Source organism: Klebsiella sp. CN_Kp104 (assembly GCF_040064515.1).
GTDB classification, from domain to species: Bacteria; Pseudomonadota; Gammaproteobacteria; order Enterobacterales; family Enterobacteriaceae; genus Klebsiella; species Klebsiella aerogenes.
In genome coordinates this window covers 130,475-143,015 of sequence record NZ_JBEAII010000008.1, presented here as the reverse complement: position 1 = coordinate 143,015, position 12,541 = coordinate 130,475, and the positions used below count along the sequence as shown (strand labels likewise).

At 54.6% G+C, this 12,541-nt stretch carries 8 protein-coding genes; 3 read left to right on the top strand and 5 right to left on the bottom strand.

Annotation, left to right across the window (positions count from 1 at the left end):
• Window position 1: 1 nt before the first annotated feature.
• Window positions 2–1,069, top strand: a complete 1,068-nt coding sequence (gene glpQ, locus ABLU80_RS11780; protein ID WP_032715019.1) for a glycerophosphodiester phosphodiesterase — start codon at window positions 2–4, stop codon at window positions 1,067–1,069.
• A 93-nt stretch (window positions 1,070–1,162) separates the two neighbouring features.
• Here the strand turns inward: glpQ and yfaE are convergent, their stop codons facing one another.
• The 4 genes from yfaE to ubiG form a co-directional block, all read right to left on the bottom strand.
• On the bottom strand, window positions 1,163–1,417 hold the full coding sequence (gene yfaE / locus ABLU80_RS11775) for a class I ribonucleotide reductase maintenance protein YfaE (RefSeq protein ID WP_015365617.1): 255 nt from the start codon (window positions 1,415–1,417) through the stop codon (window positions 1,163–1,165).
• Window positions 1,417–2,547: a class Ia ribonucleoside-diphosphate reductase subunit beta gene (gene nrdB / locus ABLU80_RS11770; protein ID WP_348849996.1), complete on the bottom strand. Its 1,131-nt coding sequence runs from the start codon at window positions 2,545–2,547 to the stop codon at window positions 1,417–1,419. Before nrdB ends, yfaE begins: the two co-directional genes overlap by 1 nt.
• Before the next feature lie 100 nt (window positions 2,548–2,647).
• Window positions 2,648–4,933, bottom strand: coding sequence for a class 1a ribonucleoside-diphosphate reductase subunit alpha (gene nrdA, locus ABLU80_RS11765; protein WP_015365619.1), 2,286 nt, complete (start codon window positions 4,931–4,933; stop codon window positions 2,648–2,650).
• 346 nt (window positions 4,934–5,279) lie between these two features.
• A complete protein-coding gene (ubiG, locus tag ABLU80_RS11760) occupies window positions 5,280–6,008 on the bottom strand; it encodes a bifunctional 2-polyprenyl-6-hydroxyphenol methylase/3-demethylubiquinol 3-O-methyltransferase UbiG (RefSeq protein ID WP_047041622.1) in 729 nt (242 codons plus the stop codon).
• A 146-nt stretch (window positions 6,009–6,154) separates the two neighbouring features.
• Here ubiG and gyrA point away from each other — a divergent pair, with 146 nt between their 5' ends.
• On the top strand, window positions 6,155–8,788 hold the full coding sequence (gyrA, locus tag ABLU80_RS11755; RefSeq protein WP_015706144.1) for a DNA topoisomerase (ATP-hydrolyzing) subunit A: 2,634 nt from the start codon (window positions 6,155–6,157) through the stop codon (window positions 8,786–8,788).
• 131 nt (window positions 8,789–8,919) lie between these two features.
• Entirely contained in the window at window positions 8,920–11,772 is a 2,853-nt protein-coding gene (gene rcsC, locus ABLU80_RS11750; protein WP_047054163.1) for a two-component system sensor histidine kinase RcsC, read from the top strand.
• Between the two features lie 114 nt (window positions 11,773–11,886).
• On the opposite strand, the gene rcsB is transcribed toward rcsC, so the two are convergent.
• The gene (gene rcsB, locus ABLU80_RS11745; RefSeq protein WP_015365624.1) at window positions 11,887–12,537 is read right to left on the bottom strand and encodes a response regulator transcription factor RcsB; all 651 of its coding nucleotides are present in this window, start codon (window positions 12,535–12,537) and stop codon (window positions 11,887–11,889) included.
• Window positions 12,538–12,541: the final 4 nt, after the last annotated feature.

Sequence of the window (12,541 nt, the reverse complement as noted above, 5' to 3'; positions counted from 1 at the left end):
GATGAAAATGAAACTTACCGCGCTAATGAGCGGAATGATTTTGGCCAGTTCTGCGCTGTGCTTCAGCGCGGCAGCGGCTGATAAAATTGTCATTGCCCACCGCGGCGCCAGCGGGTATCTGCCGGAACATACCCTGCCGGCGAAAGCGATGGCTTACGCTCAGGGGGCGGATTACCTTGAGCAAGATCTGGTCATGACTAAAGACGACCGGCTGGTGGTGTTGCATGACCACTATCTCGATCGGGTGACTGACGTTGCGCAGCGTTTCCCGCAGCGGGCGCGTAAAGACGGCCGTTTTTACGCCATCGACTTTACCCTGGCCGAGATTAAGTCGCTGAAGTTCACCGAAGGTTTTGAGCCGAAAGATGGCAAAAACGTGCAAACCTATCCTGGGCGTTTCCCGATGGGCAAATCCGATTTCCGCATTCATACCTTTGAAGAAGAGATTGAGTTTGTACAGGGGCTGAACCATTCGACGGGTAAAAATATCGGTATCTACCCGGAAATCAAAGCGCCGTGGTTCCACCATCAGGAAGGCAAAGATATTGCCGCCAGCACGCTGAAAGTGCTGAAGGAATATGGCTACACCAGCAAGCAGGATAAGGTTTATCTGCAATGTTTTGACGCCAACGAGCTCAAACGCATTAAGAATGAGCTGGAGCCGAAGATGGGGATGGATCTCAATCTGGTGCAGCTCATCGCCTATACCGACTGGAATGAAACGCAGCAGAAACAGGCCGATGGTAAATGGGTGAACTACAGCTATGACTGGATGTTCAAGCCGGGGGCGATGGCGCAGATTGCGCAGTACGCTGACGGTATCGGCCCGGATTACCATATGCTGGTAGCGGAAGGCTCGAAGCCGGGCGCGGTGAAGCTGACGGCGATGGTAAAAGAGGCGCACGCCAGCCATCTACAGGTGCATCCGTACACCGTGCGCGCGGATCAGTTGCCGGAGTACGCCACTAACGTTAATCAGCTCTATGACGTGCTGTATAACCAGGCGGGCGTCGACGGCTTGTTTACCGATTTCCCGGATAAAGCGGTGCAGTTCCTGGACACGAAATAAAACAAAAGGGCCGTAAGGCCCTTTTATGTTTTCCCCCTCTCCCTGTGGGAGAGGGCCGGGGTGAGGGCATCAGGCCGCACACATCGACAACACTTACATCTCGATCTCAATATCGCCTTTCGCCCGGCAGCAGCAGGGCAAAATCTCTCCCGGCTGGATAAACGCCAGCGGTTCGGTCAGCCAGTCAACCTGGCCTGACACCAGACGCGTGCGGCAGGAACCGCAATAGCCTTCGCGGCACTGATACTCCACGTCGATGTTATGCGATTCAAGCGCGGCCAACAGGGAAGGATGTTCATCCTGACACTCAAGGCGAGTGTCAGAAATCCTCAAGAAAATCCGCTTCATTACAGCTGGAAGTTGCTCAGATCGTCGGCATCGACTTCAGAATCGATCTGGCCGACGAGGTAAGAGCTGACCTCCACTTCCTGCGGCGCGACCTGAACGTTGTCGGAAACCAGCCAGGTATTGATCCATGGGATCGGGTTGGAGCGGGTCTGGAACGATAGATCGAGGCCCACCGCCTGCATGCGAATATTGGTGATGTACTCGACGTACTGGCAGAGAATATCTTTGTTCAGGCCGATCATCGAGCCGTCGCGGAACAGATAGTCCGCCCACTCTTTTTCCTGCTGCGCCGCCAGCACGAACAGGTCATAGCACTCTTGTTTGCACTCTTCGGCGATTTCCGCCATTTCCGGATCGTCGCTGCCGGAGCGCAGCAGGTTCAGCATATGCTGAGTGCCGGTCAGGTGCAGCGCTTCATCGCGGGCGATCAGGCGAATAATTTTGGCGTTGCCTTCCATCAGCTTGCGTTCGGCAAAGGCGAAAGAGCAGGCGAAGCTAACGTAGAAGCGGATTGCTTCCAGCGCGTTGACGCTCATCAGGCACAGATACAGTTTCTTTTTCAGCTCGCGCAGATTCACGGTCACGGTTTTGCCGTTGACGGTGTGGGTGCCTTCGCCCAGCAGATGCCAGTAGCTGGTCATTTCAATCAAAGAATCGTAATAGTGAGAGATGCCTTCCGCGCGTTTCTGGATCTGCTCATTGGTCACGATATCGTCGAACACCGTCGCCGGATCGTTGACGATGTTGCGGATAATATGGGTGTAGGAGCGCGAGTGGATCGTCTCGGAAAAAGCCCAGGTTTCTACCCAGGTTTCCAGTTCCGGGATGGAAATCAGCGGCAGCAGCGCGACGTTCGGGCTACGGCCCTGAATGGAATCGAGCAGCGTCTGATATTTCAGATTGCTGATGAATATATGCTTTTCATGTTCGGGCAGCGCCTGATAGTCGATGCGATCGCGCGAAACGTCGACTTCTTCCGGGCGCCAGAAGAAGGAGAGCTGCTTTTCAATCAGCTTTTCAAAGATGTCATATTTTTGCTGATCGTAGCGGGCCACGTTAACCGGCTGGCCAAAAAACATCGGCTCAAGCAGTTGATTGTTTTTCGTCTGTGAAAAAGTGGTGTATGCCATGAGTGGGTCCTGTTGAGATTGTATCGCCCGGCGACACTGCGTTTGCCGGGCCTACAAAACCGTAGGCCGGGTAGGCATCGCGCCACCCGGCAAAAATACTTTAGATCTTACATGCGCCGCTTTCGCAGCCGTCGTCCTGAATTGACGGGGCCAGGTCATCCTGGGCGTCTTCCGCGCCATCACGGGTGTTGTGATAGTACAGCGTTTTCACGCCGAATTTATAGGCGTTGAGCAGATCTTTCAGCAACTGCTGCATCGGCACTTTTCCGGACGGGAAACGCGTCGGGTCATAGTTGGTGTTGGCGGAAATCGACTGATCGATAAACTTCTGCATGATGCCGACCAGCTGCAGATAGCCGTCGTTATTCGGCATTTCCCACAGCAGTTCGTAGGCGTTCTGCAGATTTTCGTAATCCGGAACGACCTGGCGCAAAATCCCATCTTTCGACGCTTTGATGCTCACGTGGCCGCGCGGCGGTTCGATGCCGTTGGTGGCGTTGGAGATCTGCGAAGAGGTCTCAGATGGCATCAGCGCGGAGAGCGTAGAGTTACGCAGGCCGTGGGTTTTAATGGATTCGCGCAGCTGCTCCCAGTCGAAATGCAGAGATTCGCTCACGATAGCATCCAGGTCTTTCTTGTAAGTATCGATCGGCAGAATACCCTGCGCGTAGGTGGTTTCGTTGAACCACGGGCAGGCGCCTTGTTCGATAGCCAGTTCGTTGGAGGCCTTCAGCAGATAATACTGAATAGCTTCGAACGTTTTGTGCGTCAAATTGTTGGCGCTGCCGTCGGAGTAGCGCTTGCCATGTTTCGCCAGATAGTAAGCGAAGTTGATAACGCCGATGCCCAGCGTACGACGACCCATCGCGCCGCGTTTGGCCGCCGGAATTGGGTAGTCCTGATAATCCAGCAGGGCATCCAGCGCGCGCACCGCCAGTACCGCCAGATCTTCCAGCTCATCAAGGCTATCGATGGCGCCAAGGTTGAATGCCGACAGCGTACACAGCGCGATTTCGCCGTTTTCGTCGTTCACATCGTCCAGCGGTTTGGTCGGCAGGGCGATTTCCAGGCACAGGTTAGACTGGCGCACCGGCGCGACAACCGGGTCGAACGGGCTGTGGGTGTTGCAGTGGTCAACGTTCTGGATATAGATACGGCCGGTAGAGGCGCGTTCCTGCATCATCAGCGAGAACAGCTCAACGGCTTTAATACGCTGTTTGCGGATACTGTCGTCTTTTTCGTATTTAGTGTACAGACGTTCGAACTCGTCCTGATCGGCGAAGAACGCATCGTACAGGCCAGGAACGTCGGACGGGCTGAACAGGGTGATGTCCTCGCCTTTCAGCAGGCGGGTGTACATCAGCTTGTTGATCTGCACGCCGTAGTCCATGTGGCGAACGCGGTTGGCGTCGGTGCCGCGGTTGTTTTTCAACACCAGCAGGCTTTCGACTTCCAGATGCCACATCGGATAGAAGAGGGTGGCCGCGCCGCCGCGAACGCCGCCCTGCGAACAGGATTTCACCGCGGTCTGGAAGTGCTTATAGAACGGGATGCAGCCGGTGTGGAAGGCTTCGCCGCCGCGGATCGGGCTACCCAGCGCACGAATGCGGCCGGCGTTGATACCGATACCGGCGCGCTGGGAAACATATTTCACAATCGCGCTGGAGGTGGCGTTGATCGAATCCAGGCTATCGCCGCACTCGATCAGCACGCAGGAGCTGAACTGACGGGTTGGGGTACGCACGCCGGACATGATCGGCGTCGGCAGCGAGATTTTAAAGGTGGACACCGCGTCATAGAAACGCTTGATATAGTCCAGACGGGTCTCACGCGGATAGTTAGAGAACAGGCAAGCCGCAACCAGAATATAGAGGAACTGGGCGCTTTCATAGATTTCGCCGCTGACGCGGTTCTGCACCAGGTATTTACCTTCCAGCTGCTTAACGGCCGCGTAGGAGAAGTTCATATCGCGCCAGTGGTCGATAAAACCGTCCATCTGCTGGAACTCTTCTTCCGTGTAGTCTTCCAGCAGATGATGATCGTATTTACCTTTTTCGACCATGTTCACCACATGGGTGTACAGCGCCGGCGGTTCAAACTGGCCAAACGCTTTCTTACGCAGGTGGAAAATCGCCAGTCGCGCGGCCAGGTACTGGTAGTCCGGCGCATCGCGGGAGATCAGGTCCGCTGCGGCCTTAATAATGGTCTCGTGGATGTCGGCGGTTTTAATGCCGTCATAGAACTGAATATGCGAACGCAGCTCTACCTGGGAAATCGAAACGTTATTCAGTCCTTCTGCCGCCCAATCTAGTACGCGATGGATTTTGTCGAGATTGATACGCTCGGTGCTACCGTCGCGCTTTGTCACCAGCAGACTCTGATTCATGTGGTTTTTACCTGTCCGTGAGAAAAAATATCCCCCCATTTATCCACAGCCAGTCGTTGTGACTAACTCTGTGGATAAATACTATATGTAGGGGGTTGTCGATAAAAAGAACGCTATATGGTGAGTTATTTTAGTAAGGATTCTTTTGAGTACAAGGGTTGATTTTGACGTTAATTTGAGGTTGCGCAGGCGTAATAATCGCTAAGTCCACGCCGTATAAGGCCTGGAGAAGAAGTCAATAAAACAGAAAAAAAAATCAAAATTTGATCGAGTGCTGATTTCTTCGTCGGAAGGGAAAATTGCGCAGCTTGATGCCGCGCAATCATCATCATAAAAACGTATGACGTTATGCTTTTTTCGCCGTTGTATGCAACATATAGTTAACATCAACGCCCGGCGCCAGCTTGAAGGTATTGGTGAGCGGATTGTAATGCAGGCCGGTAATGTGCTGCTCTTTCAGAGGAGTCTGATCGATCCAGCCGATGAGCTCCGCCGGCTTGATAAATTTCTTAACGTCATGCGTACCTTTTGGCACCATTTTCATCACGTATTCCGCGCCGACCACGGCCATCAGCCACGCTTTGCCGTTGCGGTTAATGGTCGAGAAGAAGACCTGGCCGCCGGGCTTCACTAGCCGCGCGCAGGCGTGCACTACCGACTGTGGGTCAGGGACGTGCTCGAGCATCTCCATACAGGTGACGACGTCGTACTGCTGGGCGTGCTTCGCCGCATGCTCTTCGACGGTCTCTTGTACGTACTCTACCTGAATGCCGCTCTCCAGCGCGTGCAGTTTTGCGACCTGCAGCGGCTCGAAGCCCATATCCAGACCAGTGACCGTCGCACCTTCGCGCGCCATGCTTTCGGCGAGGATGCCGCCGCCGCAGCCGACATCGAGCACTTTTTTGCCGAACAGGCCGCCGGAGCGTTCGGCAATATAGCCAAGGCGCAACGGGTTGATGCGATGCAGCGGTTTGAACTCACCTTCTAGATCCCACCAGCGCGAAGCGACGGCTTCAAATTTGGCGATTTCATTGTGATCAACGTTGGGGGCCACCGACGGTTTTTCGGCATTCATGGGCGCTTTTACTCCTTTTCTGTTCTGACCTGCGAGTATATCAGCAGACTGCCACGAATAAACCGTATTGCTTTACCTCTATTACGACGGCTGTGTTATAATTTGCGACCTTTGAATCCGGGACACAGTAGAGGGATAGCGGTTAGATGAGCGACCTTGCGAGAGAAATTACACCGGTCAACATTGAGGAAGAGCTGAAAAGCTCGTATCTGGATTATGCGATGTCGGTCATTGTTGGCCGTGCGCTGCCGGATGTCCGAGATGGCCTGAAGCCGGTACACCGTCGCGTACTATACGCCATGAACGTATTGGGCAATGACTGGAACAAAGCCTATAAAAAATCAGCCCGTGTCGTTGGCGACGTAATCGGTAAATACCACCCGCATGGTGATACCGCCGTTTATGACACCATCGTACGTATGGCGCAGCCGTTCTCCTTGCGTTATATGCTGGTCGATGGCCAGGGTAACTTTGGTTCTGTCGATGGCGACTCCGCCGCAGCGATGCGTTATACGGAAATCCGTATGTCGAAGATCGCTCATGAGCTGATGGCCGATCTCGAAAAAGAGACGGTTGATTTCGTCGACAACTATGACGGCACGGAGAAAATCCCTGACGTCATGCCGACAAAAATCCCTAACCTGCTGGTGAACGGTTCTTCCGGTATCGCCGTAGGTATGGCGACCAACATTCCGCCGCATAACCTGACGGAAGTCATCAACGGCTGCCTGGCATACGTTGACAACGAAGACATCAGCATTGAAGGGCTGATGGAACACATTCCGGGTCCGGACTTCCCGACCGCCGCTATCATTAACGGCCGTCGCGGTATTGAAGAGGCCTATCGTACCGGTCGCGGTAAAGTTTACATTCGCGCGCGCGCGGAAGTCGAAGCTGACGCGAAAACCGGCCGTGAAACCATCATCGTGCACGAAATTCCGTATCAGGTGAACAAAGCGCGCCTGATTGAGAAAATCGCCGAGCTGGTGAAAGAAAAACGCGTTGAAGGCATCAGCGCGCTGCGCGACGAGTCTGACAAAGACGGTATGCGTATCGTTATCGAAGTGAAACGCGACGCGGTGGGTGAAGTGGTTCTTAACAACCTCTACTCCCAGACCCAACTGCAGGTTTCCTTCGGTATCAACATGGTTGCGCTGCACCACGGTCAGCCGAAGATCATGAACCTGAAGGACATCATTGCGGCGTTTGTTCGTCACCGCCGCGAAGTTGTCACTCGTCGTACTATTTTCGAACTGCGCAAGGCGCGCGACCGTGCGCATATCCTTGAAGCGCTGGCGATTGCGCTGGCTAACATCGATCCGATCATTGAACTGATTCGCCGCGCGCCGACGCCGGCGGAAGCAAAAGCGGGTTTAATCGCGCGTTCATGGGATCTGGGCAATGTCTCCGCGATGCTGGAGCGCGCCGGCGATAACGCCGCACGTCCGGAATGGCTGGAGCCAGAGTTTGGCGTGCGTGATGGCCAGTACTATCTGACCGAACAGCAGGCTCAGGCGATTCTGGATCTGCGTCTGCAGAAACTGACCGGTCTGGAGCACGAAAAACTGCTCGACGAGTACAAAGAGCTGCTGGATCAGATCGCCGAGCTGCTGCACATCCTGGGCAGCGCCGATCGTCTGATGGAAGTTATTCGCGAAGAGCTGGAGCTGGTTAAAGAACAGTTTGGCGATGCGCGTCGTACCGAAATTACCGCCAACAGCGCTGATATCAATATCGAAGACCTGATTAACCAGGAAGATGTTGTCGTGACCCTGTCGCACCAGGGCTATGTGAAATATCAACCGTTAACCGACTACGAAGCGCAGCGTCGTGGCGGTAAAGGTAAATCGGCAGCGCGTATTAAAGAAGAAGACTTTATCGACCGTCTGCTGGTGGCCAACACCCATGACACGATCCTCTGCTTCTCCAGCCGTGGTCGTCTGTACTGGATGAAAGTGTATCAGTTGCCGGAAGCCAGCCGCGGCGCGCGTGGTCGACCAATCGTCAACCTGCTGCCGCTGGAAGCTGACGAGCGTATCACTGCTATCCTGCCGGTTCGCGAGTACGAAGAGGGCGTTAACGTCTTTATGGCGACCGCCAGCGGTACCGTGAAGAAAACGGCATTGACCGAGTTCAGCCGCCCGCGTTCTGCCGGTATCATTGCCGTCAATCTGAACGAAGGCGACGAACTGATCGGCGTCGATCTGACTTCTGGCCAGGACGAAGTGATGCTGTTCTCCGCCGCTGGTAAAGTGGTGCGCTTTAAAGAAGACGCCGTTCGCGCGATGGGCCGTACCGCAACCGGCGTACGCGGTATCAAGCTGGCGGGCGAAGATAGCGTCGTGTCGCTGATTATTCCTCGTGGCGAAGGCGCTATCCTGACCGTGACGCAAAACGGTTACGGCAAGCGTACCGCGGCCGAAGAGTATCCGACCAAGTCGCGTGCGACGCAGGGCGTTATCTCTATTAAGGTCACCGAACGTAACGGTTCCGTGGTCGGCGCCGTGCAGGTCGATGATTGCGACCAGATCATGATGATTACCGATGCGGGCACCCTGGTGCGTACTCGCGTTTCTGAAGTGAGCATCGTGGGTCGTAATACTCAGGGCGTGATTCTGATCCGTACCGCGGAAGATGAAAACGTTGTCGGCCTGCAGCGCGTGGCTGAACCGGTTGACGACGAAGAACTGGATGCCATCGATGGCAGCGTAGCGGAAGGCGATGATGATATTGCGCCGGAAAACGATGCTGACGACGACATCGCCGAAGACGAAGAGTAATCGTCGCAGGTAAATGTTCTGAAAGGGCCGGGTATTATCCCGGCCCTTTTTGCATTAACATTGCGGCAGAGCCCATTTACCGCTACTTTAACCCCATTCTGTTGAGCCCCTGACGACCGAGCATTGCCCCATTGAAATATCTTGCCTCGTTTCATACGACCTTAAAGGTTTCTCGTTATCTGTTCAGAGCGCTGGCGGTTCTGCTATGGATGCTGATTGCTTTTGTCTCCGTGTTTTATATCGTTAATGCGCTGCATGAACGGGAATCGGAAATTCGTCAGGAACTGAATCTTAACGCCGACCAGGCCCAGCGCTACATCCAGCGTACCGCGGATGTCATCAAAGAGCTGAAGTACGTCGCAGGCAACCGCGCGGCGACCGGGAGCGAGGGTAGCGCGCTACTTGCCAATAGTGGCAATATCACAATCCCTAATTTTGAACCGCTGTATCCGGATTCCGACTGCGGCGCAATGAGCGGCGCCTGGCGCAACTCACTGCAATCGCTGGCGTGGTTCATGCGCTACTGGCGGGATAATTTCTCTGCCGCCTACGACCTGAACCGTATTTTTTTAATTGGCAGCGACAACCTCTGCATGGCTAACTTCGGCCTGCGCGATATGCCGCTGGAGCGCGATCAGGCGCTGAAGGTGCTGCATCAGCGTATCGAACAATATCGCGATGCGCCGCAAAACGAGCGCGGCAATAACCTGTTCTGGATTAGCCAGGGCGTGCGTCCGGGCGTTGGTTATTTCTATGCCCTGACGCCTATTTATATGGCTAACCGCCTGCAGGCGATGCTTGGCGTTGAGCAGACTATTCGCATGGAGAGCTTCTTTACGCCAGGTAGCCTGCCGATGAGCGTGACGATCCTCGACGATAACGGTCAGCAGCTCATTTCCCTTGCCGGGCCGGATAACAGCATTAAACCGGAAACCCGCTGGATGCAGGAGCGGATGTGGTTTGGCTACAGCTCTGGTTTCCGCGAGCTGGTGCTGAAAAAGAGCCTGCTGCCATCATCGCTGAGCATTGTCTATTCGGTTTCCGTCGATCAGGTGCTGGAGCGTATCAGGATGCTGATCCTCAACGCTATCGTACTGAATATCCTGACCGGCGCGATCCTGTTCGCGCTGGCGCGTATGTATGAACGGCGGATCTTTATACCGGCGGAAAACGACGCTCAAAGGCTGGAGGAACATGAGCAGTTCAACCGTAAGATCGTCGCCTCCGCGCCGGTCGGGATCTGCATTCTACGCACGCAGGACGGCACCAATATACTGAGTAACGAACTGGCGCATAACTATCTGAATATGCTGACGCACGAAGACCGCCAGCGGCTCACGCAGATTATTTGCGGCCAGCAGGTCAACTTCGTCGACGTGTTAACCAGCAACAACACCAACCTGCAGATTAGTTTTGTACACTCGCGATATCGTAATGAAAACGTCGCGATTTGCGTGCTGGTTGACGTTTCCGCCCGTGTGAAAATGGAAGAGTCGCTGCAGGAGATGGCCCAGGCGGCAGAGCAGGCCAGCCAGTCGAAATCGATGTTCCTCGCCACCGTCAGCCACGAGCTGCGTACGCCGCTGTACGGCATTATTGGCAACCTCGACCTGCTGCAGACCAAAGCGTTGCCGAAGGGAGTCGATCGGCTGGTGACGGCGATGAATAACTCCTCCAGCCTGCTTTTGAAGATTATCAGCGATATTCTCGACTTCTCGAAAATTGAGTCTGAGCAGCTCAAAATCGAGCCACGAGAGTTTTCGCCGCGCGAGGTCATGAATCATATTTCGGCGAACTATCTACCGCTGGTGGTGCGCAAGCAGCTTGGGCTGTACTGCTTCATTGAGCCGGATGTCCCGCAGACGATGATTGGCGACCCGATGCGGCTGCAGCAGGTCATCTCCAACCTGCTGAGTAACGCCATTAAATTTACCGATACCGGCTGTATCGTGCTGCATGTACGGCGCGCCGGCGACTATCTGCAAATTAGCGTACGTGATACCGGCGAAGGGATCCCGGCGAAAGAGGTTGTGCGCCTGTTCGACCCGTTCTTCCAGGTTGGTACCGGGGTGCAGCGTAATTTCCAGGGAACCGGCCTGGGACTGGCTATCTGTGAAAAACTCATCAGCATGATGGATGGCGACATTGACGTGGAAACTGAACCCGGCATGGGGAGCCGTTTCACCATTCGCATTCCGTTATACGGCATGCAGCAGATGCCGCCGCTGTTGGCCGAACAGCACAGCAACAGCACCTGTTGGCTGGCGATTCATAATACGTCACTGGCGCTGTTTATCGAATCGTTGCTGCAATATCATGGCCTGACGGTACGGCAATTTGCTGGCCAGACGCCAGCCGCTGACGATATTTTATTAACCGATGATGAACTCAGCGGGCGTTGGCCGGGAAGCGCTGCGGTGATCTTCTGCCGTCGGCATATCGGTATCCCCGTTGAGCGCGCGCCGGGAGAGTGGTTGCATAGCGTCACCACGCCGCATGAACTTCTGCCGTTGCTGGGACGCCTGCTGCATCTGGCGCTGGCGGTAGAAGAGAATGGTCCGGCGCTGTCGGCCCACGACACGCCAACGGTCAGCAATGACGACATGATGATTCTGGTGGTCGACGATCACCCGATTAACCGCCGCCTGTTGGCCGATCAGCTTGGCTCACTGGGTTATCAATGCGTGACGGCCAATGATGGCGTCGATGCGCTTAACGTCCTGAGTAAACAACATATTGATATTGTTCTCAGCGACGTGAACATGCCAAACATGGATGGTTACCGTCTGACGCAGCGGATCCGTCAACTGGAGATGACGCTACCGGTTATTGGCGTGACGGCTAACGCGCTGGCGGAAGAAAAACAACGCTGTCTGGAGTCGGGAATGGATAGCTGTCTGTCAAAACCAGTAACGCTGGATATCCTCAAGCACACGCTGGCTACCTATGCCGCGCAGGTGCGTAAAGCCAGAAAAACAAGCTGAAGTCGCACTTCATCGTGTTGAGATCGCCCCGGAGCGCGATGCTTTCCGGGGTGGGGGAATAAGGCTTCAGAATGGCCCGGAAACGGCGGCTTGCCGCCATCCGGGAAATGTGAATTACTCTTTATCCGTTGAGGTGAGAGAAACGGAAGAGAGGTAGTTCAGCAGCGCGATATCATTTTCAACGCCCAGCTTCATCATGGCCGATTTCTTCTGGCTACTGATGGTCTTGATGCTGCGGTTCAGCTTTTTGGCGATTTCGGTGACCAGGAAGCCTTCAGCGAACAAACGCAGAACTTCACTCTCTTTCGGCGACAGGCGTTTATCGCCATAGCCGCCGGCGCTGATTTTCTCCAGCAGGCGGGAGACGCTTTCCGGGGTAAACTTTTTGCCTTTCTGCAGCGCGGCCAGCGCTTTCGGCAGATCGGTAGGCGCGCCCTGTTTCAGCACGATCCCTTCAATGTCGAGATCCAGTACTGCGCTCAGGATCGCCGGATTGTTGTTCATCGTCAGGACAATGATCGACAGCTCCGGGAAATGGCGTTTGATGTATTTGATCAGGGTGATCCCATCGCCATATTTGTCGCCAGGCATCGACAAGTCGGTAATCAGAACGTGCGCGTCAAGCTTAGGAAGGTTGTTAATCAGGGCTGTGGAATCTTCAAATTCGCCAACAACATTCACCCACTCGATCTGCTCAAGTGATTTGCGAATGCCGAACAGTACGATCGGATGGTCATCGGCAATAATTACGTTCATATTGTTCATGTAT